We start from the raw sequence: 25,817 nt of genomic DNA on the forward strand, positions 1-25,817 counted from the left end.
AGTAACTGGGTGACTCAGCTCGCGTATTTCCGGTATCCGCATCTGCACGGCGACCTGGTCGCCTTCACCGCCGAGGACGACGTGTGGGTCGCGCCTCTGGACGGCGGCCGTGCCTGGCGGGTCAGCGCGGACAACGTACCCGTGAACCATCCGCGGATCTCCCCGGACGGCACCACCGTCGCGTGGACCTCCACCCGGGACGGCGCACCCGAGGTGCATATCGCGCCCGTCGACGGTGGATCGGCCAAGCGCCTGACGTACTGGGGGAGTTGGCGCACCCAGGTGCGCGGCTGGACACCCGACGGTCGGGTCCTCGCGCTCAGCACCCACGGCCAGGCCAGCCTGCGGCGGAGCTGGGCTCGCGCCGTGCCGCTCGACGGCGGACCGGCCACCACCCTCCCCTACGGGCCGGTCGGCGACGTCGCCCACGGGCCCGCCACCGTGCTGCTGTCCGCGCCGATGGGCCGCGAGGCCGCCTGGTGGAAGCGGTACCGGGGCGGCACGGCGGGCAAACTGTGGATCGACCGGGCCGACGAGGGTGCCGAGGGCGCCGGGGAATTCGTGCGCCTGCACACCGAGTTGGACGGCAACCTCGAATACCCGATGTGGGTCGGGGACCGGATCGCGTTCCTCTCCGACCACGAGGGCGTCGGGGCGCTCTACTCCTCCCTCGGTGACGGCTCCGACCTGCGCCGGCACACCCCGGTCGACGGTTTCTACGCCCGGCACGCGGCCACCGACGGCACCCGGGTCGTGTACGCGTCCGCCGGGGAGCTGTGGCTGCTGGACGACCTGGCCGGCGCCGAGCCGCGCAGGCTCGACATCCGGCTGGGCGGACAGCGCGTCGACCTCCAGCCGTTCCCGGTGAACGCCTCCCGCTGGTTCGGGTCCGCCTCGCCCGATCACACCGCCCGGGGCAGCGCCGTCTCCGTGCGCGGCTCGATCCACTGGATCACCCACCGCTCCGGCCCCGCCCGCGCGCTCGCCGCCGAGGACGGCGTACGGGCCCGGCTGCCCCGCACCTTCCGGGTGGAGGGCGAGGAGTGGGTGGTGTGGGTGACGGACGCGGAGGGCGACGACGCGCTGGAGTTCGCCCCGGCGACCGGCGTCGGTCCCGGCGCCACCCCGCGCCGCCTCGCCGCCGGGCAGCTGGGCCGTGTCCTCGGGCTCGCCGTGGCCCCCGACGGCAGCCGGGTCGCCGTCGCCGCCGACGACGGCCGCGTGCTGCTCGTCGAGCGGGAGACCGGCGAGGTGCGCGAGGTCGACCGCAGCGAGGACGGCGAGGTGACCGGGCTGGTCTTCTCGCCCGACTCGGCCTGGCTCGCCTGGTCGCACCCCGGCCCGCGCCCGCTGCGCCAGCTCAAGCTCGCCAACACCGCCGACCTGTCCGTCACCGAGGCGACCCCGCTGCGCTTCCAGGACTTCTCGCCGACGTTCACGCTCGACGGCAAACACCTCGCCTTCCTCTCCGCGCGCGCCTTCGACCCCGTCTACGACGAACACGTATTCGACCTGCACTTCGTCAGCGGCGCCCGCCCGCACCTCATCACGCTCGCGGCGACCACCCCGTCCCCCTTCGGGCCGCAGCGCCACGGCCGGCCGTTCGAGGCGCCCGACAAGGACGAGACCCCGGACAGCGAGGGCGCCCCCGCCACCCGGATCGACCTCGAAGGGCTCGCCGACCGGATCGTCCCCTTCCCGGTCGAGGCCGCCCGCTACTCCACGCTCCGCGCCGCCAAGGACGGCGTGCTGTGGCTGCGCCACCCCGTCACCGGCGTCCTCGGCCATCTGCGGGCCACCCCCGACGACCCGGACCCGAAGACCTCCCTGGAGCGGTACGACCTCGCCCAGCGGCGCCTGGAGTATCTGGCGTCCGACGCCGACCACTTCGCCGTCAGCGGCGACGGCAAACGGGTCCTGCTGTGGACCGACGGCAAGCTCAAGGTCGTCCCCAGCGACCGGCGTGCCTCCGGCGACGACGACAGCGACACCAACGTCACGGTCGACCTCTCGCGCATCCGGCGGACCGTCGACCCGGCCGCCGAGTGGCGCCAGATGTTCGACGAGACCGGCCGCCTGATGCGGGACAACTTCTGGCGGCCCGACCTGGGCGGAGTCGACTGGTCCGGCGTCCTGGACCGCTACCGCCCCGTCCTTCGGCGGGTGGCCACCCACGACGACCTCGTGGACCTGCTCTGGGAAGTACAGGGCGAGTTGGGCACCTCCCACGCGTACGTCACCCCGCGCGGCCGGGGCGGCTCCGGCGACCGGCGGCAGGGGCTGCTCGGCGCGGACATCTCCCGGCACGAGGACGGTCCCCAGGGCACGCCGCTGTGGCGCATCGACCGGGTGCTGCCGTCGGAGACCTCCGACCCGGACGCGCACTCGCCGCTCGCCGCGCCCGGCGTGGCCGTGCGGGCCGGGGACGCGATCATCGCCGTCGGCGGGCAGCCGGTGGATCCGCTGGCCGGGCCCGGACCGCTGCTGGTCGGCACGGCGGGCAAGGCGGTCGAGCTGACCGTGCTGCCGTCGGGCGGCGGGGATCTGCGGCACCCCGTGGTGGTGCCGATCTCCGACGAGGAGCCCCTGCGGTACCACGCGTGGGTGGCGGACCGGCGGGCGTACGTGCACGAGAAGTCCGGCGGCCGGCTCGGGTATCTCCACGTGCCCGACATGGTCGGTTCCGGCTGGGCCCAGCTCCACCGCGATCTGCGCATCGAGGTCGCGCGGGAGGGGCTGGTCGTGGACGTCCGGGAGAACCGGGGCGGGCACACCTCCCAGCTCGTGGTGGAGAAGCTGGCCCGGCGGATCGTCGGGTGGGACCTGCCGCGGGGGATGCGGGCCAGCAGCTATCCCGACGACGCGCCCCGGGGACCCGTCGTCGCCGTCGCCAACGAGTTCTCCGGGTCCGACGGGGATATCGTCAACGCGGCGATCAAGGCGCTCGGGATCGGGCCGGTGGTCGGTACCCGGACCTGGGGCGGGGTCGTCGGGATCGACAGCCGGTACCGGCTGGTGGACGGGACGCTGGTGACCCAGCCGAAGTACGCGTTCTGGCTGGAGGGTTACGGGTGGGGGGTCGAGAACCACGGGGTCGATCCCGACGTGGAGGTGGTGCAGGCGCCGCAGGACCACGCCGCCGGGCGTGACCCTCAGCTCGACGAGGCCATCCGGATCGCGCTGGAGGGGTTGGAGTCGGCGCCGGCGAAGGTGGCGCCTTCGCTGCCCGGGTCCTAGCCCGTCGTTCATGTGCGGGTCCGGTGGGGGCTTCTCGCGCAGTTCCCCGCGCCCCTGAACAAGCGGGGCTGCGCCCCTGCTTTTTCGGGCCGAAAGGCCGTAGGCCTTTCAGGGGCGCGGGGAACTGCGCGAGAAGCCCCTCAAGGATGGGACGGGTAAGGGCGGCGGGGGCGGAACCGTCTCGATACGATGCCGGGGACAGTGATCGAACCGGGAGGCGCACGCATGGCTGGGGAGCCGCAGGACGACTGCCTTTTCTGCAAGATCGTCGCGGGACACGTCCCGGCGACGATCGTGAGGGAGACGGAGACGACGGTCGCGTTCCGGGACATCAACCCCCAGGCACCGACCCACGTCCTGGTCATCCCGAAGGCGCACTACGCGGACGCCGCGACACTCGCCACCGCCGCCCCCGACCTGGCCGCGGACGTCCTGCGCGAGACACAGGCCGTCGCGGACGAGGACAAGCTGGAGAGCTACCGCATCGTCTTCAACACCGGCACCGGCGCCGGCCAGACCGTCTTCCACGCGCACGCCCACGTCGTCGGCGGTCGCGGCCTGCAGTGGCCCCCCGGGTGACGAGCCGTGTCCGTACGTGAACTGGTGGTCCTGGGCACCGCCAGCCAGGTCCCGACCCGGCACCGCAACCACAACGGCTATCTGCTCCGCTGGGGCACCGAGGGGCTCCTCTTCGACCCCGGCGAGGGCACCCAGCGGCAGATGCTGCGCGCCGGGGTCGCCGCACACGACCTGAACCGCATCTGCGTCACCCACTTCCACGGCGACCACTCGCTGGGGCTGGCCGGTGTGATCCAGCGGATCAACCTCGACCGCGTCCCGCACGACGTGACGGCGCACTACCCGCGCTCCGGCCAGCGGTTCTTCGACCGGCTGCGGTACGCCACCGCCTACCGGGAGACGGTCCAGTTGATCGAGGCGCCGGTCGAGGGCGAGGGCGGAGTGCTGGCCGCCACCCCCGCCTACACGCTCGACGCGCGGAAGCTCTCGCACCCCGTCGAGTCGTACGGGTACCGCCTCGTCGAGCCCGACGGACGCCGGATGCTGCCCGAGCGGCTCGCCGCGCACGGGATCAAGGGACCGGACATCGGGCTGATCCAGCGGGAGGGCGCGATCGGCGGCGTCCGGCTGGAGGACGTCAGCGAACTGCGGCGCGGACAGCGGTTCGCGTTCGTCATGGACACCCGGTTGTGCGACGGGGTCTACGCCCTCGCCGACGCGGCCGACATGCTCGTCATCGAGTCCACCTTCCTGAACGAGGACATCGAACTCGCCGTCGACCACGGCCATCTGACAGCCGGTCAGGCGGCTTCCGTCGCCCGCGACTGCGGTGTACGGCATCTCGTCCTCACCCACTTCAGCCAGCGGTACACCGAGCCCGAGGAGTTCGAACGGCAGGCGCGGGCCGCCGGGTTCGAGGGAGAGCTGACCGTGGCGCACGACCTGCTGCGGGTGGCGCTTCCGAAACGGCGTGAGAGCGGCCGTACGATGCTTTGATGTCCCTCCCCAAAGCTGAACTGCACCTGCACATCGAAGGAACCCTGGAGCCGGAGCTGGCCTTCGCACTGGCCGCCCGGAACGGGGTCGCGCTGCCGTACGCGGACACCGAAGCGCTGCGCAAGGCCTACGAGTTCGAGGATCTGCAGTCCTTTCTGAACCTGTACTACGAGCTGATGACGGTCCTGCGCACCGAGCAGGACTTCGCGGACCTGGCCGACGCCTATCTCGCCCGCGCCGCCGCCCAGGGCGTACGCCACGCCGAGATCTTCTTCGACCCGCAGGCCCATGGGGCGCGGGGCGTCGGGATGGGCACGGTCGTCGAGGGGCTGTGGCGGGCGCTGGGCCGGAGCGAGGAGACGCACGGCATCTCCACCCAGTTGATCCTCTGCTTCCTGCGGGACGAGTCCGCCGCGTCGGCGCTCGACACGCTGAGGGCCGCCGAGCCGTATCTCGACCGGATCGCCGGGATCGGACTGGACTCGGCCGAGGTCGGGCATCCGCCGGCCAAGTTCCGTGAGGTGTACGAGGCGGCCGCCGCGCTCGGACTGCGACGCGTCGCGCACGCGGGGGAGGAGGGCCCGCCGGAGTACATCACCGAGGCCCTCGACGTCCTCGGGGTCGAGCGGGTCGACCACGGGCTGCGTTGCATGGAGGACCCGGCCCTCGTCGAGCGGCTGGTGCGCGAGCGGATCCCGCTGACGCTCTGCCCGCTCTCCAACGTCCGGCTGCGCGCCGTCGACACCCTCGCCGACCACCCCCTGCCCGCCATGCTCGACGCGGGCCTGCTCTGCACGGTCAACTCCGACGACCCGGCCTACTTCGGCGGGTACGCCGGCGACAACTTCGACGCCGTGCGCCGCACCCTCGGCCTGAGCGAGGACCGGCTGCGGGAGCTTGCCCGCAACTCCTTCACCGCGTCCTTCCTGGAGCACGACGAGGAGCGGCGGGCCCGCTATCTCGCCGAGGTGGACGCGTACGAGTTCGGGTGACCGGGGCGGGCGCGGACGACCCTCAGGCCGCCGGGCGGTACTCCGGTCGCCCGGCGGTCGCCTGCTCCTCGTAGCGGGCGTGTTCCGTCGTGGGCGTCGTGGTGCGCAGGGCCACCCAGGTCATGGGGGCCGTGATCAGGAGCAGGCCCACGGCCAGGATCGCGCCCATCGCCGGATAGCCGGCGTGAGCGGAGAGCAGGCTGCCGACGAGGGGCCCGGCGGCCGTGCCGAGTGAGGACGCGGAGCCGATCAGGACCGCCCAGCGGCCACGCGGGTCGAGGGAGGCGGCGAGGCCGATGAGGTACGACAGGACGACCGGGTAGAGCGCGTTCCAGGCGATCTCACCCGTGGCGAAGGACGTCAGGTCGGTCGCGGTGGCGCTGAGCGCGATACAGCCGGAGATGAGCGCCGTGCCGACGCCGATGGGCAGCGCGCGGCCGAAGCGCACGCCCAGCGCACTCGCCCCGATCACCCCCAGCAGGCCCGCGCCGAGCGCCGTCGCGAAGACGGCGCCGACGGTGACCTCGGAGAGCCCGGCCTGGGTGGTGCCGATCCGGCCGCTGACGCCCCAGAGGGAGTTCTGCGCCAGGGACCACAGCAGGAGCGTGACGGCAAGGGTCAGACCGTGGCGCGGGTGGGGGAGCGGGCCCCGTTCCCGGGCGACCTGGGCCGTGGCCACCGGGGCGGCGAGCCGGGCGGTGGCCGGGAGGGTGAGCAGGGCCGTGAGGGCGAGGGCGGCGAGGGGGAGGCCGTGACCCGGGCCCAGGCGGGGGAGCGTCAGATACAGCGCGCCCGCCAGCGCCGAGACGCTCAACAGGCCCGTCGTCGACACCCGGTGCGGGTCGCGCTGCGCGGCGATCCCGGTGGCGGCCACGGCGGTCGCCGTACCGGAACCGAAGCCGCCGAGGACCGCGCCCGCGACCACCGCGGGCAGGGCGGTGGTGAGAGCGGCGGTGCCGTAGCCGGCGGCGGCGAGCAGCAGGCCCGCCCGGGCGAGGCGGCGGGGGCCGAGGCGTGCCACGTGGGCGGCGAGCGTGAAGCCGGCCGTGGCCGAACCCAGCAGCAGCGCACTGCCGACGGCGCCGGCCTCGGTGGTGGTGAGGGGGAGTGCCGCGTCGAGTCTGCCCACGGTGGTGGGCAGGAGGTACGCGGCGAGATACCCGGCCGTGAAAAGGGCGACGAGGGGCCAGGGCGGGGTGGTGGTGCGGGGGGACACGGGCGTTCCTGGACGTGCGAAGGTGCGGCTCGATGAGGGGGGTTGGGCGGCTGGCTGTCGACGGACAGGGACGCGCGGAGAATGTGTATCACGGCGCGTTTGGGGTGGGGATTACTGGGTAGGCGCAGGGGGTTTTGGGGTGGGTGCCTCGTCGCTCGGGGGTGTGGGTTCGTTGGCGACCGCGGGTCCGGTGGGGCTTCTCGCGCAGTTCCCCGCGCCCCTGAAAAACGGGGCTCCGCCCCTGCTTTTTCAGGGGCGCGGGGTCGGCGCCGGTCCTCAAGCCGAGCGGCGGAAGCCGATCGTCGGTACCGCTCGTCGCAGTGGCCACGGGCTGACGTGGTCCTTCGGGAGGAAGTCCTCCAGGAAGGCGTACCGGCGCAGGGCGGCGGGATCCTGGCGGTCCACCGACTGCACCCGCCGCCACCACGCGGCGATCTCGGCCCAGCCGGGCGCGGACAGCGACCCGCCGAACTCCTGCACCGACAGCGCCGCGGTCAGTCCCGCGAAGGCCAGCCGGTCCGCCAGCGGCCAGTGGGCCAGCGTGCCGGTGACGAACCCGGCGACGAACACATCGCCCGCGCCCGTGGGATCCATCGCCTCCACGGCGATGGCCGGCACCTCCGCCGTCTCACCGGTCCGCCCGTCCACGGCGTACGCGCCCTCCGCGCCCAGCGTCACCACGGCCACCGGGACGTGCTCGGTGAGGGCGCGGGCGGCGGCCCGGGGGCACTCGGCGCGGGTGTACCGCATCGCCTCGGCCGCGTTGGGCAGGAACGCCTCGCAGTGGGCGAGGTCGGGGAGCCCCGCCAGGTCCCAGGCGCCGGTCTCGTCCCAGCCGACGTCCGCGAAGATCCGGGTGCCCTTGCCCGCGGCCTGGGCGATCCAGGGGGCGCGTACGCCGGGGGCGAGGGAGGCGACGGCGGCGCGCGCGGGGGGCGCGCACTGCGGCGCGGACTGCTCCGGGGGCGCCTCGTGGCCGTGGGAGACCATCGTGCGCTCGCCCTCGTACGCCATGGAGACCGTGACCGGGGAGTGCCAGCCGAGGACCGTGCGGGAGGTGGAGAGGTCGATGCCCTCGCCCTGCTCCAGGGCGTCCCAGCAGTACTCGCCGTAGTGGTCGTCGCCGAAGGCCGCCGCGAGGGAGGTCTTCAGGCCGAGCCGGGCCAGGGCCGTGGCCATGTTCGCCACACCGCCGGGGCTCGACCCCATCCCGCGTGCCCAGGACTCGGTTCCGCGCACCGGGGCGGAGTCGAGCCCGGTGAAGATGATGTCGAGGAAGACGGTGCCCGTCAGATAGACGTCCCAGGGCGGGTCATCCGGTGCGCGCAGGGCCCTCAGCGGGTCGACCTGGGGCCGGTGCGGTCGCTCTCCCTTGAACGCGGTCACGATGTGCTCCCTGGCGTGGTGCGGATCCAGCCAGTCTGCACCAAACACTTCGCTGGGTGCTGGTGGTCACGCCGGTCCGGGGGCGCGAGGGTGCGTGGTCGGGTGCGGGAGCGTGGGGGTTGCTCGCGCAGTTCCCCGCGCCCCTTGAGGACCAGCCCCTGCTTTTGAGGGGCGCGGGGAACTGCGCGAGAAGCCCCACCGGGCCGCACCCGACCACGTACCGTCACCGGGGCACGACGCGCACCCCGGCGGCTACCAGCGAGGCACCGCCGGGGTCACCCACCCCGGCTCCGCCACCCGCATCGCCGCCGCGTCGTCGCGGTCCCTCAGCGAACCGTCGTCGTCCAGCCACCGCCTGTGCAGGAACTCCAGCCTGTCCCGGTCCAGTTCGACCCCGAGGCCCGGCGCGTCCGACACCCGTACCGCCCCGTCCTCGAAGGTGAGCCGCGTGGTGAGGACGTCCTCGGACTGCCAGGGGTAGTGGGAGTCGCAGGCATGGTGGAGGCCGGGGACCGTGGACGCCACGTGCGTCATCGCCGCGAGGCTGATCCCCAGGTGGGTGTTGGAGTGCATGGACACGCCGACCCCGAACGTCCGGCAGATCGCGGCCAGTTCACGCGTGTTGCGCAGCCCGCCCCAGTAGTGGTGGTCGGAGAGGACGACCTGCACGGCCCCCTGCGTGAACGCCTCCTCGATCTCCGCGAAGGTCGTCACGCACATGTTGGTGGCCAGCGGTACCGACGTCCGCGCCGCCACCTCGGCCATCGCGGGCGTCCCGAGCGCCGGGTCCTCCAGGTATTCGAGCACGTCCCCCAGCGCGTCCGCGACCTTCAGCGAAGTCTCCACGGACCAGGCCCCGTTCGGGTCCAGCCGCAGCGGATGCCCGGGGAACGCCCCGGCCAGCGCACGGATCGCCGCGACCTCCTCGTCCGGCGGGAAGACACCCCCCTTGAGCTTGAACGACGTGAACCCGTACCGCTCCTTGAACCTCCGGGCCTGCTCCACGACCCCGGCCGGGTCCAGGGCGGCACCCCAGTCGTCCCGCTCGCTCACGACGCCCTCGGGGTGGTCGGCCCACTTGTAGAAGAGGTACGCGCTGTACTCCACGGTGTCCCGCACCTTCCCGCCGAGCAGCGCGTGCACGGGCAGCCCCAGCGCCTTGCCGAGCGCGTCGAGACAGGCGACCTCGAACCCCGACACCACCGACAGGCGCAGCTTGTCGGCCGTCTGGACACCGCGCAGCCCACCCACGTCGACCTGCCCGGAGACCCGCGCCCCGTCGACGGCCACCTCGTCGGCGAGCACGAAGAGCCCGTTCAGATCGCTGACCTGCCGGCCCACCAGTTTCTGCGCGAAGGGCCTGGCCAGCTCCAGGTACTTGGTGTCGCCGTACGTCTCGCCCACCCCCGTGGTCCCGTCGGCGGTCACCACCTCCACGATCAGCCGGGGGGTGTACGGCTGGTGCACCCCCTGGGTGTTCAGCAGCGGCGGGTCGGCCACCAGGATCGGGGTCAGCCGGACCTCGGTGATGGTCAGGTCACGGATCTCGGTCACGGAGCGGCTCCTGCGGTACGGACGGCGGAGGGGCGGAGGACGGTTCCGGGGTCTGCGCCGGGGCCCGCCCGTGTCCTTCGCTCAGATAATCATGTTCATGTATGTATATGAAGGTTAGGTATGAGAACGATCGAGCGTCAAGAGGGTCGGCGGCACGCACCATGAGGGCCGCTGCGGCGGAGACAAGGGGGACGACGGCACCCGAGCCGTACCGCGGGCCTAAAAGCCTTTCGGCACTGTCAGCGTGGCGTCGTACTCTTGAACCACCAGGCAGCCGTCACGGCAGCCAAGCCTCACGAGGAGGACGTGCGGCCTCTAGAGCCGGCCCATGACTCAGACACGCACAGCTCACACCCCCGCGCAGGGCAAGGCGAGAGCGCAGTTCACCGTCCCCGCGGCGCACCCCATGGTGACCGTGCTGGGTTCCGGCGACTCCCTCCTGCGCGTGATCGAGAAGGCCTTCCCGGCGGTCGACATCCATGTCCGGGGCAATGAGATCAGCGCGGTCGGCGACTCCCCCGAAGTCGCTCTCGTCCAGCGCCTGTTCGACGAGATGATGCTGGTGCTCCGCACCGGACAGCCGATGACGGAGGATGCGGTGGAACGCTCGATCGCCATGCTGAGGGCGAGCGAGAACGGGAAGAGCGAAGGCCAGGAGACCCCGGCCGAGGTGCTCACACAGAACATCCTGTCCTCGCGTGGCCGCACGATCCGCCCCAAGACGCTCAACCAGAAGCGGTACGTCGACGCCATCGACAAGCACACGATCGTCTTCGGCATCGGCCCGGCCGGCACCGGCAAGACGTATCTCGCCATGGCCAAGGCCGTCCAGGCCCTGCAGTCCAAGCAGGTCAACCGCATCATCCTGACCCGCCCGGCGGTCGAGGCCGGCGAACGCCTCGGCTTCCTCCCCGGCACCCTCTACGAGAAGATCGACCCCTACCTGCGTCCGCTGTACGACGCGCTGCACGACATGCTCGACCCCGACTCGATCCCCCGGCTGATGGCCGCCGGGACCATCGAGGTCGCGCCGCTGGCGTACATGCGTGGTCGCACGCTCAACGACGCCTTCATCATCCTCGACGAGGCCCAGAACACCTCGCCCGAGCAGATGAAGATGTTCCTCACCCGCCTCGGCTTCGACTCGAAGATCGTGATCACGGGTGACGTGACGCAGGTCGACCTGCCGAACGGCACGAAGTCCGGTCTGCGCCAGGTGCAGGACATCCTGGAGGGCCTGGACGACGTGCACTTCTCCCGGCTGTCGTCCCAGGATGTCGTCCGGCACAAGCTCGTCGGCCGTATCGTCGACGCGTACGAGAAGTACGACAGCGAGAACGGTACGGAGAACGGCACCCGTAAGGGCGGCCGTGACAAGCGGAAGTAGACCAGCACGACCATGTCGATCGACGTCAACAACGAGTCCGGAACCGAGGTCGACGAGCAGGCGATCCTCGACATCGCCCGCTACGCGCTGACGCGGATGCGCATCCACCCCCTCTCCGAGCTCTCGGTGATCGTGGTGGACGCCGACGCCATGGAGCAGTTGCACATCCAGTGGATGGACCTGCCCGGTCCGACGGATGTCATGTCCTTCCCGATGGACGAGCTGCGTCCGCCGTCGAAGGACGACGACGAGCCGCCGCAGGGCCTGCTCGGCGACATCGTGCTGTGCCCGGAGGTCGCCGAGAAGCAGGGCAAGGAAGCGGACACGCAGCACTCCATGGACGAGGAGCTCCAGCTCCTCACCGTCCACGGAGTGCTGCACCTGCTGGGGTACGACCACGAGGAGCCGGACGAGAAGGCCGAGATGTTCGGCCTGCAGGCCGCCATCGTGGACGGCTGGCGTGCGGAGAAGGGCTTCACCGGCCCCTCCCCGGCACCGACCGTGTCATGAGCGCGTCTCTCATCGGTGGTGCCGTCGCCCTGGTCGTCGTCGCCTGGCTCGCCGCCTGCGCGGAGGCGGGCCTCGCGCGCGTCTCCAGCTTCCGTGCCGAGGAGGCCGTACGGGCCGGGCGGCGCGGCAGCGCGGGGCTCGCCCAGATCGCGGCGGACCCGACCCGCTATCTGAACGTCGCGCTGCTGGTGCGCGTGGCCTGCGAGATGGCCGCCGCCGCGCTCGTGACCTACGCCTGCCTGAAGGAGTTCGACGCGACCTGGGAGGCCCTGGTCGTCGCCATCGGGGTGATGGTCCTCGTCAGCTATGTGGCCGTCGGCGTCTCCCCGCGCACCATCGGCCGCCAGCACCCCCTGAACACGGCCACGGCCGCGGCGTACGTCCTGCTGCCGCTGGCCCGGATCATGGGCCCGATCCCGAACCTCCTGATCCTCATCGGTAACGCCCTGACGCCCGGCAAGGGTTTCCGCCGGGGCCCGTTCGCGTCCGAGGCCGAGCTGCGCGCCATGGTGGACCTCGCCGAGAAGGAGTCACTGATCGAGGCCGAGGAGCGCCGCATGGTGCACTCGGTCTTCGAGCTGGGCGACACCCTCGTCCGCGAGGTCATGGTCCCGCGCACCGACCTGGTCGCCATCGAGCGCTACAAGACCATCCGCCAGGCCCTCACCCTCGCCCTGCGCTCCGGTTTCTCGCGCATACCGGTCACGGGGGAGAACGAGGACGACATCGTCGGGATCGTGTATCTGAAGGACCTGGCCCGCAAGACGCACATCAGCCGGGACGCCGAGAGCGAACTGGTGTCCACGGCCATGCGGCCGGCCGTCTTCGTCCCCGACACCAAGAACGCCGGTGACCTGCTGCGCGAGATGCAGCAGGAGCGCAACCACGTCGCCGTCGTCATCGACGAGTACGGCGGCACCGCCGGCATCGTCACCATCGAGGACATCCTGGAGGAGATCGTCGGCGAGATCACCGACGAGTACGACCGTGAGCTGCCGCCGGTGGAGGAACTGGGCGACGACCGCTACCGCGTCACCGCCCGCCTCGACATCACCGACCTGGGCGAGCTGTACGGGCTCGACGCCTACGACGACGAGGACGTGGAGACCGTGGGCGGCCTCCTCGCCAAGGCCCTGGGGCGCGTCCCCATCGCCGGTGCCTCCTCCGTCGTCGCCCTGCCGGACGAGCGCGAACTGCGGCTCACGGCGGAGGCCGCCGCCGGCCGCCGGAACAAGATCGTCACGGTGCTGGTGGAGCCGATCGGTCCCGCCGAGTCGCCGGAGGAGGAGACGAAGTCCGAGTGACGCCACAGGAGTTGCGTGCCTTCTGCCTCTCCTTCGAGGAGGCCGTCGAGGACTTCCCCTTCCGCCCCGAGATCTCCGTCTTCAAGGTCCTCGGCAAGATGTTCGCCCTGAGCTGGACGGACCAGCCGCCCCTGAAGGTCAACCTCAAGTGCGACCCCGAGGACGCGGTCCGGCTCCGCACCGAACACCCCGGCCTCATCACTCCCGGCTACCACATGAACAAACGTCACTGGAACACCGTCGCCCTCGACGCGGGCCTCCCGGACCGCCTGGTCCAGGAGCTGATCGAGGACTCGTACGACCTGGTGGTGGCGGGTCTGCCCCGTGCGGAGCGCCTGCGTCTGGACCGGGCGTGACCGCACCCCGGGGCGGTGCGGACCGACCGGGTCTCCGTATGCTCGGCTCATGACCGACAGCAGCGCGCTCGACCTCGACCCCGAGGACCGGAAGATCGTCACCCTGGCCCGTTCCGCGCGGGCCCGCAACGGGGTGCCCGAGGGGGCGGCCGTACGTGACGAGACGGGCCGGACGTATGTCGCCGGGACCGTGGCCCTCGACTCCCTGCGGCTCAGCGCGCTGCGCACGGCCGTCGCCATGGCGGTGGCCTCCGGTGCGAAGTCCCTGGAGGCGGCGGCCGTGGTGAGCGGCGCCGAGACCGTCTCCGACGAGGACCGGGCCGCCGTGCGGGACCTCGGCGGGCCGGGGACCCCGGTACTGCTGGCCGGGCCGGACGGATCGGTGCGCGCCACGGTGACGGCGGGCTGAGGGCGCGGCGGACGGCGTCCGAAGGATCATCCCCTGGTCCCGACCACCCCCTGGTCCCCAGTGCCGCGGCAGGCGACGTTCGCCCCGTCGCGACGCCCGGTACGCCCTCTCGCCGCACCGGCCGAAGGCTCAAGTACGTCCAGTGCGAGGACTTCCGGCCGGCTCGCCGAGAGCACGCTCCCCCACGCTCGGCTGCGCTCGCGCGGGCGGTGCCCCCACGACGCCGCTCCTCGACGGGCAGACGTTGCCTGCCGCGGCACTAGTTCTTCTGCAGGGTGCGGGTCACTCCCGCGATGACGGCCGTCGTGAGGATCCAGCCGAGGGCGATCAGGGAGTAGGCCAGCCACTGGAGGGTGTCGTCCGTCCAGTACCAGGCCGTGCGCTGGCCGAGGCCGCCGATGGGGATCAGCAGGTCGAGGGTGTAGACGAGTGGCTGGAAGGGCGCGCCCTCGCCGCGTTTCACCGGGGTGGGGGTGTCGGTGTCGAACGCCGTCGTCCCCAGCAGGATCAGCGCGAGGAGCCAGACACCGGCCAGCCAGGGGCGGTAGCCGTAGCCGACGGTCGCGTCGAGGAGGTGGCCCCAGGCGCGGGCTGCCGGGGAGAGGGTGCGCCGCCGGTGGCGTTGTTTGGCCAGCAGCACCCGGCGGGCGTCGTCGTCGTGCCCGACCTTGCGGTACCAGGCCGCCAGTTGCTCGTACGGCTGCGGGCTGTAGCCCGGGCTGCGGCGTATCCACTCCACGCGGCGGCTCACGGCCGCCGGACCGCTCACCGCCTCCCGCCGCTCGCCGTCCGTCTCCGCGGTCTTGATCGAGCCGTAGACGAAGCCGTCCAGCTCCACGACGTCCGGCCAGCTGTGCGCGCTCTCGTGGAGGTACGACACCTGGGCGCCCCGCAGATCCACCGCGCCCGTCGGCCGCCGGGCCAGCGCGAAGTCGAAGTCGGCGGCCTGCATGAGCATGGCCACCAGGGCGGGTCCGGTGCCCGCGCCGTCGCCGGGTGATCCGTTCAGGACGGCGCCCTCGAAGGTGAGGTTGTCCGTGATCTGGGCGCCCCGCAGGCGGACGGTGCCGTGGGAGACGAATCCCTCGGAGCAGACGACCGTCTGGGCGACGGCGTTGTCCAGGGCGAGGGTCGCCCCGTGCGGGCCGGGCCGTTCCAGGCGGGCCCCCTGGAAGAACAGTCCGCCGGGCAACTGGGCGCCCAGCAGCCGGATCTCGCCGTCGGCGACGAAGCCGCGCCGGCAGAAGAGGCCCCCTTCGACGACCAGGCCGCCGGCGGCCATCGCCCATCCGCCGGGCGCGATCAGCCGGGCCTTGTTCAGCATGATGCCGCCCGCCACATGGGCGTTGACGAGCGACAGGGCGGTGCTCGCCCGGTGGAAGGGGGAAGAGGGCGGCCCTGCCTCCACCTGGGTGCCGTGCAGGTCGAGACGTCCGCCGATCCGGCTCGCCCCGGCCTCCAGCCTGGGCACCCGGCTGCCCATGATCGCGACCGTCCGGGTCTCGGCCCCGTACAGGTTCACCTCCTGCTCGAACCAGCAGCCCTCCAGCCAGAGGGGATGCTCGATCCGGGCACCGGCCAGGTCGACATGGCCGGAGATCCGCGCGCCGGCGAGAGAGAGCGAGCCGACGGCGCCGGGCCGCTGGGCGGCGTTGGCGCCCAGCAACAGGGCCATGATCACCGCCGCCCGCACGGTGCGCTCCGGCCCCCAGCCGTCGCCCCCGGTTACCCGGTCCTCCTCCGGCACCCCCGTCCGCAGATCGACCCGCCGCCCCTCCGGAAACGCGTTCCACAGCTCACGTTCCGGCCCCGTCAACTCCTCGTAGGTGAGCACCAGTACAGGGTAGTGATCTTCGGGTGCGGTGTGGCGGCGGGCGCTCGCGGCATAGTGTTACGGCCGGTAACAGCCCTCCGAGCTGCGTGAAAATCTTGCGCGGACGAGTGGACACCCGGGCCGCGTCACCGGCGAATCCGTGCGGCGCGGGACAGATCGGCTCACCTGCGCGACCCCGTCGAGGCGTCGGCCGGCGGTCCCGGCGAACGGCTTCGGCCACTTTCACCGACCCCGCCGCAACCAGCGGAACATGTCTTGCAATCTCGGCCCGTGCACGCCTCAATGGAGCCGTTCTCCTGGCGGACCGTCACATTCCGCCGCGCGGCCGCGCATTGCACCGCCCCACATGGCAACGCCCGTACCGGGACGTACGGGGCTCCCCCAGGCCCCGTGCACCTCCCGTACCAGGGAAGGGAATTCGCACGATGAGACGCATACGACTCGGAGTCGGCTCGGCGCTCGCGGCAGGGACGCTGGCCGTCACCGGACTCGCGTTCGCGCCGACCGCCCTCGCGGTCACCCCCGAGACCGCGACCATCAACGCCAGCTGCACGATCGGCGGCTCCGGCGCGGCCACGCTCACGGCCACGCAGACCGGTACGACCGCCACGGTCACCCTCTCCTCCGAGGAGATCACCGCACCGATCGCCCTCGCCGAGGACTCCATCCAGTCCACGCTCACCTTCGTCAAGGCGAGCGGCGGCACGACGGCCTTCACCGGCACCGAGAACCCGGCCCTGGCCGCCGGCGACGGCATGGTGGTGGGCCCGCTCACCGGCACCGTCGCCCCCGGTGACAGCCTGGAGGCGTACGGCGGCTCCCTGCAGATGGTGGTCTTCGGCTTCCCCGTGACCTGCACGGCGAGCGGACCGCAGTCGCCGGGGCCGTTCGTCTTCGACTGATCCCGGCCGCACCCGAGTGAACGGGTGAGGGGTGGTACCGCACCCGGCGGTACCACCCCTCACCCCGCTGCCCGTCTACAGCGCGTCGGGACCCCGCTCGCCGGTCCGCACCCGTACGACCGTCTCGACCGGCAGCGCCCACACCTTGCCGTCGCCGATCTTCCCGGTCTGGGCCGCCTTCACGATCGCGTCGATGACGTCGTCGGACACCGCGTCCTCGACGACGATCTCGATCCGGACCTTGGGGACGAGGTCGACCTGGTACTCGGCACCCCGGTACACCTCGGTGTGGCCGCGCTGCCGGCCGTACCCGCTGGCCTCGCTGACGGTCAGACCGTGCACACCCATCTCCTGGAGTGCGGTCTTGACCGCGTCGAGGCGGTACGGCTTGACGATCGCGGTGATGAGTCTCATGCCTTGGCCTTCTGGGGGGAGGGAGCGGACGAGGTGACCGGGGCGCCATGGCCCGGGACGCCGTGATCGTATGCGGTCTCGGCGTGCACCGTAAGGTCGAGTCCGGTGTGCTCGTGCTCCTCGTCGGCGCGGAAGCCCAGCACCTTGTCGATCAGCTTCCCGATGCCGTACGTCACGAGGAACGCGTACGCCCCGACGGCGACCACGGCCACCACCTGCTTGCCGAGCTGGGCGAGACCGCCGCCGTACAGCAGCCCCTCGGCGCCGCCGGTCATCGACCGGGCGGCGAAGACACCGATCAGGACCGTGCCGATGATCCCGCCGACCAGGTGGACACCGACCACGTCGAGCGAGTCGTCGCTAGGTTTCGGAAAGCTCACGGTCCGTGCTGGGTGCGGCGGGGCTCCGGGGATCAGGGAGAATGGGCGCCATGAGCGTCCGTACCCAGTCATCCGAGCAGCCGGCCGAGGCCGCCCACCGTGCCGGCTTCGCCTGCTTCGTGGGCCGCCCCAACGCGGGCAAGTCCACTCTCACGAACGCTCTGGTCGGCCAGAAGGTGGCGATCACGGCGAACCAGCCGCAGACCACGCGGCACACGGTCCGGGGCATCGTGCACCGGCCGGACGCGCAGCTGATCCTGGTCGACACCCCGGGGCTGCACAAACCGCGCACGCTGCTGGGCGAGCGCCTCAACGACGTGGTCCGCACGACGTGGGCCGAGGTGGACGTCATCGGCTTCTGCCTGCCCGCGAACGAGAAGCTCGGTCCGGGTGACCGCTTCATCGCGAAGGAACTGGCGTCCATCAAGAAGACGCCGAAGATCGCGATCGTCACCAAGACCGACCTGGTCGACAGCAAGACGCTCGCCGAGCAGCTGATCGCCATCGACCAGCTGGGCAAGGAGCTGGGCTTCGAGTGGGCGGAGATCGTGCCCGTCTCGGCGGTCGCCGACCAGCAGGTGGGCCTGCTGGCCGACCTGCTCGTCCCCCTCCTTCCGGAGGGCCCGGCCCTCTACCCCGAGGGCGATCTGACCGACGAGCCCGAGCAGGTCATGATCGCCGAGCTGATCCGCGAGGCGGCCCTGGAGGGCGTGCGCGACGAGCTGCCGCACTCCATCGCGGTCGTCGTCGAGGAGATGCTCCCCCGCGAGGACCGTCCCGCCGACCGGCCCCTCCTCGACATCCACGCCTTCGTCTACATCGAGCGCCCCAGCCAGAAGGGCATCATCATCGGCCCCAAGGGCAAGCGCCTGAAGGAGGTCGGCATCAAGTCGCGGAAGCAGATCGAGGCGCTGCTGGGCACGCCGGTCTTCCTCGACCTGCATGTGAAGGTGGCGAAGGACTGGCAGCGCGATCCGCGACAGCTGCGGAAGCTGGGGTTCTGAGGGCGGCGGGGTTCCGTGCGGAAGGGCGACCGTTTAAACGGTCGCCCCATCTGGTCAAGTTTGACTAGCGTCGGGGCATGAGCGAGAAGACGATTCCGATCCTTCCGTGTCAGACCCTCCCACCGCTCCTCGACTTCTATACGGCCCTCGGCTTCGAGGTCACCTTCCAGCAGCGCAGCCCCAACCCGTACGCCGTGGTGGAACGGGGCGCCATCGAGCTGCAGTTCTTCGGGCTGAAGGGGTACGACCCCGCCGCCTCGGTCAGCACCTGCTACGTGCTCACGGACGACGTCGACGGCCTGTACGCCGCGTTCCGGGCCGGGCTCGAGCGGGCGTACGGGCGGGTGCCGACGCGGGGGCTGCCACGCATCGGGCCGCTGAAGGACATGTCGTACGGCGTGCGACAGTTCCTGATGAGCGATCCCGGCGGCAACTGCGTGCGGGTGGGGCAGCCGACGAGCGAGGACCAGCGCCACCGTCCCGCCCCGCGCGAGACCTACGCGCGGGCCCTGCACCACGCCTCCCTGCTGGCGGACTCCCGGGACGATCCGGCGGCCGCGGCGAAGGTCGTCGACCGGGTGCTCCGGCAGGCTGAGGGCGGACCGGCCCCCACGGCGTCACAGCTGGTGCGGCTGCTCGTACTGCGTGCCGATGTCGCCGTGCGGACGGGCGACGAGGAGACGGCGGCGGACGCGGTCCGGCGCGCCGAGGCGGTGCCGCTCACCGACGAGGAGCGGGAACAGGTCCGGGACAGCCTCGTACGGCTGGAGGATCTGCGGGGCCGGGGCCCGGGGCAGGCGTGAGAAAAGCCGCCGCCCCGGTACTCCGGGGCGGCGGCCGTCAGGTCGTGCGGGGTCCGGCGGTGGCCGGTGTCAGCTCGTCCACCAGGCCGCGGAGGTGCTCCGCAGGGTGTTCGTGCCGCAGTGGATCTCGCCCATGCCGAGGTGGTACGTCTCCCAGTCGTCCAGGTACGACACCTTCATGCCGGCGCCCGTGTACGCGGCCGTCACCGCCTCGGTGAAGATGTCCTTGCCGCCGATGACCGGGCCCCACTGGCGCGGCGCCAGGTAGTGCGTGCGGCTGAGGACGATGCCGTTGACCGCGCCGGGGACGTACGCGCTGGTCATCACCGAGGGCGCGGGCGCCGCGGGGGAGGCGGCCCCGAAGCCCTCCCGGCCCTTCACGCCCTCGTCCGACGCCGTCTCGTCGAGTCGGCGCTGCTGGCCGTAGTCCCGTGCCACGTCCGGGAGTTCGGAGCCGGCGCCGAGGCGGGTCAGACGGGGGAGACGGGTCGTGTCGTCGCCGCCCGACTGCGTCTCGCCGACCATCTCCGTGCCCTGGGTGTAGAGGGCCGGGACCCGGACGACCTCGGCGTCCGTGACGCCCGTCTCGCGCTTGAGCACCGCGAGATTGGCCTCGATCCGGCGGGTGGCGAGGTCGTTGTCGGAGACCAGGGTCTTGGAGGCGAGCGCCTTGGCGATGGTCTCCGTGGGGCCGAGCTTCAGGGAGAACATCTTCGTCGAGCCGTGACCGGCGGCCTTCGCGTCACGCAGCAGCTTGAGCCCCGCCTCGGGGTCGGCGACCGCGATCTTCCAGCCGCGCGGGGTGTCGGCGGGCAGGAACTGCACGAACTCGTCGACATGGCCCACGTGCAGCCAGGACGTGTCGAGGAACAGCGGGTCCTGCATGCCCTGGGACTTCAGGAACGTCCGCATCACCTTCGCGGGCTTGGAGCCGACGTCCGGGCGCTGCCCCATGATGATCCGGCCGGCCGGGAAGGAACGGTCGCCGTGGGCGTACGGCGGAATCGTCTCCAGGTTGCCCATGGAGTTGAGCGTCCACTCCTCCGAGTCCTTGGCGCCCGTCACCTGCACGGCACCGATGTTCGGGCCGCGCATCTTCTCGAACAGCTCCCGGCCCGACTCCCGGTCCATCTGGGCGGAGCGCAGCATCACGCGCATGGACTGCCGCTTGCCGTCCGCGCCGGTCATGCTGACGTACGCGGGCTCGACGAAGTCCTGCGCCCAGATGTCCCCGTACTTGGTGAAGTTCACCGTCGGCCGGGTGATGCCGGCGTCCTTGGCCGCCTTGTCCAGGCCCTTGCGGAAGGCGGCGTTGAGCTTGCCGTAGTTGCCGCCGGAGATCTTGGTGACCAGCAACTGCTGGGCGTTCTGCAGATGGTGGTGGGTGAGGAGCGGGGCCACGCGCAGGGTGACCGAGTCGGCGGAGGTGCCGGCCGAGGACTTCACCGTCAGCCGGATCCGGGCGAGGCCGTCCCACTTGGCGGTGTCCCGGATGACGTCCCTGGCCTCGACGCCGAACTCCACGCCGGCCTTCAACTCGGCCCGCGACAGGCGGGTCTTGGTGGTGACGGGCTCCCACTTCGTGCCCCGCTTGACGAACACGCGGCTCTGCGCGGCGCCCGCCGTGACCTTCACGGTGCCCTGCGCCCCGGCCGGCACGTTCCGCATCGGCACGGACCGTACACGGGCCAGGTCGGCGGCGTCGGCCTTGCCGTTCACCTTGGTGTCGGAGGCGTCGTTGCAGGCGGCCAGCTTGGCGTCCGGGAGCGGCTTGCCCTTGGGGCCGGTGGCCGGACAACGGCGGGTGTCGTCGTCGATGTTGGGCAGCATCAGGGCGCCACGGGCGACGGTCCAGCCGTTCTCGCCGGAGGTGTCGGTGGTGCCGGTGACGTCGACCGTGCCGTCGCGGTTCGTGTCCACGCGCAGATCGGTCGGGGTCGCCCCGGCGGCGAACGCCGAGGGCACCGCCAGCGAGGGCGTCGCGAGGAGCGTGCCGGACACCACCAGCACGGCTATCGCCTGCCGTGCGGGGCGGGTTCGGAGTGGTCTGGTTGAACGCGTAGGCACAGAGCGTCCCTTCGGCGGCGAGCGTGGTCAGCACTGAAGACGGATGAAAGGGCGGATCCGTTGTCTGTGGGCCCGCTGTGAAATGCGTGATCTGCCGCACGTCGGAGCAGGGCCGGCGCCGGAGCCGGCGCTCGGTCTACTCCACGCCTCGTATCCGCCCCACGAACGCCGCCCCCGCCAGTCCGATCACGGCCGCCACCAGGTACAGCACCCGGTAGCCGCCGAGATGCGTCACGATCGGTGCCGCCAGCACCGGAGCGGCCACCTGGGGCAGGGAGTTGGCCACGTTGATGACGCCCAGGTCCTTGCCCCGGTCGAGGGCCTTCGGCAGGACATCGGTCATGAGGGCGAAGTCGACGGAGGTGAACACCCCGAAGCCGAGGCCGAGCAGGGCCGAGGCGACGATCGTGCCGGGCCAGGTCGGCCAGAGGGCGATGACGCCGGTCGCGCCCGCCATCACCATCCCCGACCAGTACACGAACGGCTTGCGCCGTCCCACCCGGTCCGACCACACCCCGGAGACCACCACCGTCGCCAGCAGCGTCGACGCGTTCACCACGGTGAGGATCAGCACGCCCTCCTCCGGATCGGGGTACCCGACGCGGTCCCGCAGGTAGAACAGCAGGTAGAGAAGGCCGATGCTGTTGCTCAGATTGATCAGGAAACGCGTGAGCCAGGCCCACGCGAAGTCCGGATGACGCCGCGGGCTCAGCCAGAAGCCCGCCAGGAACTCCCGCCACGACCACGGCGGGCGGGCCACCGCCGGCAACGGGGGATCCCGGTGTGCCAGCACGTACGGCAACACGCCCACCAGGGTGAATACCGCGCACGCCGCGTACCCCGCGCCGACACCCCCGCCCAGTGTCGCCAGCCCGGTGCCGCCGACCACACCCAGGATCTGTGCCGCCCCCAACCAGCCCCCAACGGAGCCCCGTTGCAGACGGGGCACCTGATCGGGAACCGCCGCGGTGACCGCGGCCCAGGACGCGTTCAGGGTGAGCTGCACCAGACACCAGCCGGCCACCATGGTCCACAGCCCGCCCGCGCCCGCGAGCAGCAGCAGCGACACGGCCCCGCCCGCCGACCCCGCCACGATCCACGGCGTACGACGGCCCCGGCGGGACGTCGTCCGGTCCGACAGCGCCCCGAACAGCGGCGTGGCCAGCAGCGAGACGACCGCCCCGGCGCCGGTCACCCACGCCAGCATCGTCTCCTTCGACATCCCCGCACCGGGCGCGAAGTCCTCCGCCTGGGAGGCCAGCAGGATCTGCAGCGGGCCGTACCAGCCCACCCAGATCGCCCCGTTGGCCAGCGCCAGGGCGGAGGTCCAGCCCCCGCCGACCCGCGCGACGGGCTCGGCGAGGGCGTCCGTCGGCCGTGTCGTCGTCACCTTCTGCCCTGGGCCCGCAGCAGCTCCCGGTACCAGGCGTACGACGCCTTCGGGGTCCGCTCCAGCGTGTCGAAGTCGACGTGGACCAGGCCGAACCGCCGCGCGTACCCCTCGGCCCACTCGAAGTTGTCGAGCAGGGACCACACGAAGTAGCCGCGGATGTCGACGCCCGCCTCCGCCGCCTCGTGCAGCGCGCGCACATGGCCGTCCAGGTAGGCGATGCGCTCCTGGTCGTCGACGCCCTCGTAGGAGCAGCCGTTCTCGGTGATGACGACCGGGGGCAGCCGGTCGCCGTAGCGGTCGCGGAAGGTGGTGAGGAGTTCGGTGAGGCCCGCGGGGACGACCGGCCAGCCGAAGTCGGTCGTGGGGGCGTTCTCGATCTCCTTGACCGTGAAGGGCAGTTCGGCCGGGATCGTGATGCCGCCGAACTCGATGTCCGCGCCCTCGGGGGCGCCGACACGGGTGGGGGCGTAGTAGTTGACGCCGTACCAGTCGATCGGCTCGGAGATGGTCTTCAGGTCGGAGTCGATGTCGGTGCCCGGCATCAACTCGCCTATCCCCTCCGGGTATTCGCCCAGCAGGACCGGCTCCGCGAACAGGCGGTTGAGGAGCAGGTCGTAGAAACCGGCCGCCTCCACGTCCGCCTGCTCCTGCGACGCGGCCCAGGTCGGCCCGTGCGAGTTGGCGATGCCGATGTCGGTGACTCCCGCCGCACGCAGGGCACGTACGGCCAGACCGTGGCCCAACAGCTGGTGGTGGGCGGCCGGGAGCGCGTCGAACATCAGCTGCTTGCCGGGCGCGTGGGTGCCGAGCGCGTGGCCCAGCAGGGTGTGCTCGGCGGGCTCGTTGAGGGTGATCCACTTGCTGACGCGGTCGCCGAGCCGGGCCGCCACGACGGCGACGTACTCGGCGAACCGCTCGGCCGTGTCCCGGTTCAGCCAGCCGCCGGTCTCCGCCAGCGACGACGGCAGGTCCCAGTGGAACAGGGTCGGGACGGGGCGTACGCCGGCGCCCACCAACTCGTCCACCAGCCGGTCGTAGAAGTCCAGGCCGTTCGGGGAGTTCACCCGGGGCCAGGAGATCGAGAAGCGGTACGCGCCCACGCCCAGGTCGCGCAGGAGGGCCACGTCCTCCGGGTAGCGGTGGAAGTGGTCGCAGGCCACCGCCGCCGTCGAGCCGTCCTTGATCCGGCCCGGCTCGGCCGTGAAGGCGTCCCACACGGACGGCTCGCGCTCGCCCGCGGCCCCCTCGATCTGATGCGCGGAGGTCGAGACGCCCCACAGGAAGCCTGCCGGGAACTGGGGTATCGGGTTCGTCGCGTTCGTCGCCATGGGCGGATCATCCGTACCACGGGTAACGGAAGTCAACGCCCGAGGGTGAAGTGCCCGTTACGCGCCCCCAGCGCCCCTGCGGGGCTGCTCACGCCCCCTCCTTGAGCACCCTTCTGATGAGCTCCCGCTGCGCCTCGGACAGCCGGGGGTCCGCGCAGTGCACGGTCCTGCCGTCCACCGTGATCTCGTACGAGAAGCCGTCCGGCACCCCGAGCGGGGGTGAGCCCCGGCCGGCGGCGAGGGCCCGCTCGGTCAGGGTGTGCCATTCCTGGGCATCGGGCCGCCCGGCGGTGTCCACCACCGCGTGCCGCTCGATGCCCGCGAAACCGCCCGTGCGCCGCACTTCAATCCGCATGGGTCCTGTCTAGTACGGATCGGGGCCGGAGCGCAGCACCGCCGCCGCCCGCCCCTACAGCGTCCGTACGCCCACCTGCTCCCAGGCCTTCAGCACCGCCGTCAGTTCGTCGCCCTGCCCGTAGCGGTCCTTCGCGGCCTTGACCGTCAGCGTGGCGAAGTCGACGAAGAGCGCCTGCTGGTCCAGTTCGCCGCCGGTGAGGACGTCGTACCAGATCTGCCCGGCCCGCTCCCAGGCATAGCCGCCGAGCGCGGTGGCCACGAGGTAGAACGCGTGGTTGGGGATACCGGAGTTGATGTGCACGCCGCCGTTGTCGCGGCCCGTGCGGACGAAGTCGTCCATGGTCGCCGGCTGCGGGTCCTTGCCGAGGACGTCGTCGTCGTACGCCGTGCCCGGGGCCTTCATCGAGCGGAGCGCGACCCCCGTGACACGGGGCGCCAGCAGACCGGCGCCGATCAGCCAGTCCGCCTCCGCGGCGGTCTGGCCGAGCGTGTACTGCTTGATGAGGGCGCCGAAGACGTCCGACATCGACTCGTTGAGCGCGCCCGGCTGACCGAAGTACGTGAGGTTCGCCGTGTACTGGGTGACGCCGTGGCTCAGTTCGTGGCCGATGACGTCGATCGGGATGGTGAAGTCGAGGAAGATCTCGCCGTCCCCGTCGCCGAACACCATCTGTTCGCCGTTCCAGAAGGCGTTGTTGTAGTCGCGCTCGTAGTGCACGGTGGCGTTCAGCGGCAGCCCGTCGCCGTCGATCGAGTCGCGGGCGAAGGACTTCCAGAACAGTTCGTACGTGGCGCCCAGGCCCGCGTACGCGCGGTTGACCGTGGCGTCCTTGCCGGGCTCCTCGCCCTCGCCGCGCACTTTCCTGCCGGGCAGGTCCGTGCCGTGGCGGGCGTCGTGGATCGTGCGGTGCGGTGTGCCCGCCTCGGCGCCGACGGGCGCGGTGACGGCCGGGGCGCCGATGACCGTGGTCAGACGGCGGTGGGTGCGTTCGAGGGCGTCGCGCTCCAGGGTTTTGCGCGCGGCGCCCGCGAGCACCGGGTCCTCGGCCTGGGAGAGCTTGTCGAGGACGTGGGGTGGGACGACTGTGCAGAAGACGGGCTCGTGGCCCCCGTTGCTGGTCATGTCCGCACGATCGCACTCCGTTGGAGGGCTGTCACTGGGGGCAACCATGATTGGTGAAATGTGGCTGTATGGGTTGCGTTTCGTCGCCGTCGTGTTACTGAGGGTTGACTTCGGGCTTTTCGTGGGCGGGGGTTCTCGCGCGGTTCCCCGCACCCCTGGAGGGGGGCGCTGTGGTGCCCGGTGTGGCCTTGGGCACCTTTTGTCCCTTATTTCTTTGCGGTCCCGCATACTGATACGGCCCCCCGCACCGCGCTGGACTCGGCTAGGCTGCTCCGCATCATGCGTTTCGGGCTGCTTCTCCTTAGCTGCCGCGGCGAGGGCCTGTAGTAGAGGCCGACCCCCTCCC

22 protein-coding genes and 1 pseudogene are annotated in these 25,817 nt (G+C 71.7%); 12 read left to right on the forward strand and 11 right to left on the reverse strand.

The window, feature by feature from the left end; genetic code table 11:
• Positions 1 to 9 precede the first annotated feature (9 nt).
• From K1J60_RS29495 to K1J60_RS29510, 4 genes are all read left to right on the forward strand, one after another.
• The gene (locus K1J60_RS29495) at positions 10 to 3,237 is read left to right on the forward strand and encodes a S41 family peptidase (protein ID WP_220648837.1); all 3,228 of its coding nucleotides are present in this window, start codon (positions 10 to 12) and stop codon (positions 3,235 to 3,237) included.
• A 225-nt stretch (positions 3,238 to 3,462) separates the two neighbouring features.
• Entirely contained in the window at positions 3,463 to 3,816 is a 354-nt protein-coding gene (locus tag K1J60_RS29500) for a histidine triad nucleotide-binding protein (protein WP_220648838.1), read from the forward strand.
• Between the two features lie 6 nt (positions 3,817 to 3,822).
• Positions 3,823 to 4,752: a ribonuclease Z gene (locus K1J60_RS29505; RefSeq protein WP_220648839.1), complete on the forward strand. Its 930-nt coding sequence runs from the start codon at positions 3,823 to 3,825 to the stop codon at positions 4,750 to 4,752.
• Positions 4,752 to 5,744, forward strand: coding sequence for an adenosine deaminase (locus K1J60_RS29510; RefSeq protein ID WP_220648840.1), 993 nt, complete (start codon positions 4,752 to 4,754; stop codon positions 5,742 to 5,744). Before K1J60_RS29505 ends, K1J60_RS29510 begins: the two co-directional genes overlap by 1 nt.
• Before the next feature lie 22 nt (positions 5,745 to 5,766).
• Here the strand turns inward: K1J60_RS29510 and K1J60_RS29515 are convergent, their stop codons facing one another.
• From K1J60_RS29515 to K1J60_RS29525, 3 genes are all read right to left on the reverse strand, one after another.
• Positions 5,767 to 6,960 carry an MFS transporter gene (locus tag K1J60_RS29515; RefSeq protein WP_220648841.1) on the reverse strand — a complete coding sequence of 398 codons (1,194 nt, stop codon included), beginning with the start codon at positions 6,958 to 6,960 and terminating at the stop codon, positions 5,767 to 5,769.
• 276 nt (positions 6,961 to 7,236) lie between these two features.
• A complete protein-coding gene (locus K1J60_RS29520) occupies positions 7,237 to 8,346 on the reverse strand; it encodes a carbohydrate kinase family protein (protein WP_220648842.1) in 1,110 nt (369 codons plus the stop codon).
• Between the two features lie 252 nt (positions 8,347 to 8,598).
• A complete protein-coding gene (locus K1J60_RS29525) occupies positions 8,599 to 9,891 on the reverse strand; it encodes a glucarate dehydratase family protein (protein ID WP_220651759.1) in 1,293 nt (430 codons plus the stop codon).
• A gap of 337 nt (positions 9,892 to 10,228) precedes the next feature.
• Here K1J60_RS29525 and K1J60_RS29530 point away from each other — a divergent pair, with 337 nt between their 5' ends.
• The 5 genes from K1J60_RS29530 to K1J60_RS29550 are packed head-to-tail and all read left to right on the forward strand — an operon-like array spanning position 10,229 to position 13,866.
• The gene (locus K1J60_RS29530) at positions 10,229 to 11,287 is read left to right on the forward strand and encodes a PhoH family protein (RefSeq protein ID WP_220648843.1); all 1,059 of its coding nucleotides are present in this window, start codon (positions 10,229 to 10,231) and stop codon (positions 11,285 to 11,287) included.
• Between the two features lie 12 nt (positions 11,288 to 11,299).
• The gene (gene ybeY / locus K1J60_RS29535; RefSeq protein ID WP_033530060.1) at positions 11,300 to 11,797 is read left to right on the forward strand and encodes an rRNA maturation RNase YbeY; all 498 of its coding nucleotides are present in this window, start codon (positions 11,300 to 11,302) and stop codon (positions 11,795 to 11,797) included.
• A complete protein-coding gene (locus K1J60_RS29540; RefSeq protein ID WP_220648844.1) occupies positions 11,794 to 13,101 on the forward strand; it encodes a hemolysin family protein in 1,308 nt (435 codons plus the stop codon). Before ybeY ends, K1J60_RS29540 begins: the two co-directional genes overlap by 4 nt.
• The gene (locus K1J60_RS29545; RefSeq protein ID WP_220648845.1) at positions 13,098 to 13,457 is read left to right on the forward strand and encodes an MmcQ/YjbR family DNA-binding protein; all 360 of its coding nucleotides are present in this window, start codon (positions 13,098 to 13,100) and stop codon (positions 13,455 to 13,457) included. The genes K1J60_RS29540 and K1J60_RS29545 overlap by 4 nt, the downstream gene beginning before the upstream one ends.
• A gap of 49 nt (positions 13,458 to 13,506) precedes the next feature.
• The gene (locus K1J60_RS29550; RefSeq protein WP_220648846.1) at positions 13,507 to 13,866 is read left to right on the forward strand and encodes a cytidine/deoxycytidylate deaminase family protein; all 360 of its coding nucleotides are present in this window, start codon (positions 13,507 to 13,509) and stop codon (positions 13,864 to 13,866) included.
• 259 nt (positions 13,867 to 14,125) lie between these two features.
• Here the strand turns inward: K1J60_RS29550 and K1J60_RS29555 are convergent, their stop codons facing one another.
• Positions 14,126 to 15,700 (reverse strand): oxidoreductase, encoded by a 1,575-nt coding sequence (locus K1J60_RS29555; protein ID WP_220648847.1) that lies wholly within the window; start codon positions 15,698 to 15,700, stop codon positions 14,126 to 14,128.
• A gap of 425 nt (positions 15,701 to 16,125) precedes the next feature.
• Between K1J60_RS29555 and K1J60_RS29560 the strand changes: the two genes are divergently transcribed.
• Positions 16,126 to 16,602, forward strand: a complete 477-nt coding sequence (locus K1J60_RS29560; protein WP_220648848.1) for a hypothetical protein — start codon at positions 16,126 to 16,128, stop codon at positions 16,600 to 16,602.
• A gap of 75 nt (positions 16,603 to 16,677) precedes the next feature.
• Here the strand turns inward: K1J60_RS29560 and K1J60_RS29565 are convergent, their stop codons facing one another.
• Complete coding sequence (locus K1J60_RS29565) at positions 16,678 to 17,016, reverse strand: P-II family nitrogen regulator (protein WP_217179468.1); 339 nt, start codon at positions 17,014 to 17,016, stop codon at positions 16,678 to 16,680.
• Positions 17,013 to 17,375 (reverse strand): annotated as a pseudogene (locus K1J60_RS29570) (ammonium transporter); the annotation flags it as partial. The pseudogene K1J60_RS29570 and the gene K1J60_RS29565, both read right to left, overlap by 4 nt.
• Positions 17,376 to 17,437: 62 nt before the next feature.
• On the opposite strand from K1J60_RS29570, the gene era reads away from it, so the two are divergent.
• On the forward strand, positions 17,438 to 18,400 hold the full coding sequence (gene era, locus K1J60_RS29575; protein ID WP_107072386.1) for a GTPase Era: 963 nt from the start codon (positions 17,438 to 17,440) through the stop codon (positions 18,398 to 18,400).
• Between the two features lie 77 nt (positions 18,401 to 18,477).
• A complete protein-coding gene (locus K1J60_RS29580) occupies positions 18,478 to 19,203 on the forward strand; it encodes a bleomycin resistance protein (RefSeq protein ID WP_220648849.1) in 726 nt (241 codons plus the stop codon).
• Positions 19,204 to 19,272: 69 nt separating this feature from the next.
• On the opposite strand, the gene K1J60_RS29585 is transcribed toward K1J60_RS29580, so the two are convergent.
• The 5 genes from K1J60_RS29585 to K1J60_RS29605 all read right to left on the reverse strand — a co-directional run bounded on the left by K1J60_RS29585 (position 19,273) and on the right by K1J60_RS29605 (position 25,471).
• Entirely contained in the window at positions 19,273 to 21,213 is a 1,941-nt protein-coding gene (locus K1J60_RS29585) for a protein-arginine deiminase domain-containing protein (protein WP_220648850.1), read from the reverse strand.
• Between the two features lie 193 nt (positions 21,214 to 21,406).
• Complete coding sequence (locus tag K1J60_RS29590; RefSeq protein WP_220648851.1) at positions 21,407 to 22,660, reverse strand: MFS transporter; 1,254 nt, start codon at positions 22,658 to 22,660, stop codon at positions 21,407 to 21,409.
• Entirely contained in the window at positions 22,657 to 23,991 is a 1,335-nt protein-coding gene (locus tag K1J60_RS29595) for a GH1 family beta-glucosidase (protein WP_220648852.1), read from the reverse strand. The genes K1J60_RS29590 and K1J60_RS29595 overlap by 4 nt, the downstream gene beginning before the upstream one ends.
• A gap of 88 nt (positions 23,992 to 24,079) precedes the next feature.
• Positions 24,080 to 24,346, reverse strand: coding sequence for a protealysin inhibitor emfourin (locus K1J60_RS29600; RefSeq protein ID WP_220648853.1), 267 nt, complete (start codon positions 24,344 to 24,346; stop codon positions 24,080 to 24,082).
• A gap of 54 nt (positions 24,347 to 24,400) precedes the next feature.
• The gene (locus K1J60_RS29605) at positions 24,401 to 25,471 is read right to left on the reverse strand and encodes a M4 family metallopeptidase (protein ID WP_220648854.1); all 1,071 of its coding nucleotides are present in this window, start codon (positions 25,469 to 25,471) and stop codon (positions 24,401 to 24,403) included.
• Positions 25,472 to 25,817: the final 346 nt, after the last annotated feature.

Source organism: Streptomyces akebiae, from assembly GCF_019599145.1.
GTDB classification, from domain to species: Bacteria; Actinomycetota; Actinomycetes; order Streptomycetales; family Streptomycetaceae; genus Streptomyces; species Streptomyces akebiae.

What these genes read in the sequence shown, in the direction of transcription:
- ybeY (WP_033530060.1), top strand. Translation starts at nt 11,300, where the DNA reads ATGTCGATCGACGTCAACAACGAGTCCGGAACCGAGGTCGACGAGCAG.
- K1J60_RS29510 (WP_220648840.1), top strand. Translation starts at nt 4,752, where the DNA reads ATGTCCCTCCCCAAAGCTGAACTGCACCTGCACATCGAAGGAACCCTG.
- K1J60_RS29565 (WP_217179468.1), bottom strand. Translation starts at nt 17,016, where the DNA reads ATGAGACTCATCACCGCGATCGTCAAGCCGTACCGCCTCGACGCGGTC.
- K1J60_RS29550 (WP_220648846.1), top strand. Translation starts at nt 13,507, where the DNA reads ATGACCGACAGCAGCGCGCTCGACCTCGACCCCGAGGACCGGAAGATC.
- K1J60_RS29500 (WP_220648838.1), top strand. Translation starts at nt 3,463, where the DNA reads ATGGCTGGGGAGCCGCAGGACGACTGCCTTTTCTGCAAGATCGTCGCG.
- K1J60_RS29595 (WP_220648852.1), bottom strand. Translation starts at nt 23,991, where the DNA reads ATGGCGACGAACGCGACGAACCCGATACCCCAGTTCCCGGCAGGCTTC.
- K1J60_RS29605 (WP_220648854.1), bottom strand. Translation starts at nt 25,471, where the DNA reads ATGACCAGCAACGGGGGCCACGAGCCCGTCTTCTGCACAGTCGTCCCA.
- K1J60_RS29530 (WP_220648843.1), top strand. Translation starts at nt 10,229, where the DNA reads ATGACTCAGACACGCACAGCTCACACCCCCGCGCAGGGCAAGGCGAGA.
- K1J60_RS29540 (WP_220648844.1), top strand. Translation starts at nt 11,794, where the DNA reads ATGAGCGCGTCTCTCATCGGTGGTGCCGTCGCCCTGGTCGTCGTCGCC.
- era (WP_107072386.1), top strand. Translation starts at nt 17,438, where the DNA reads ATGGGCGCCATGAGCGTCCGTACCCAGTCATCCGAGCAGCCGGCCGAG.
- K1J60_RS29600 (WP_220648853.1), bottom strand. Translation starts at nt 24,346, where the DNA reads ATGCGGATTGAAGTGCGGCGCACGGGCGGTTTCGCGGGCATCGAGCGG.
- K1J60_RS29580 (WP_220648849.1), top strand. Translation starts at nt 18,478, where the DNA reads ATGAGCGAGAAGACGATTCCGATCCTTCCGTGTCAGACCCTCCCACCG.
- K1J60_RS29560 (WP_220648848.1), top strand. Translation starts at nt 16,126, where the DNA reads ATGAGACGCATACGACTCGGAGTCGGCTCGGCGCTCGCGGCAGGGACG.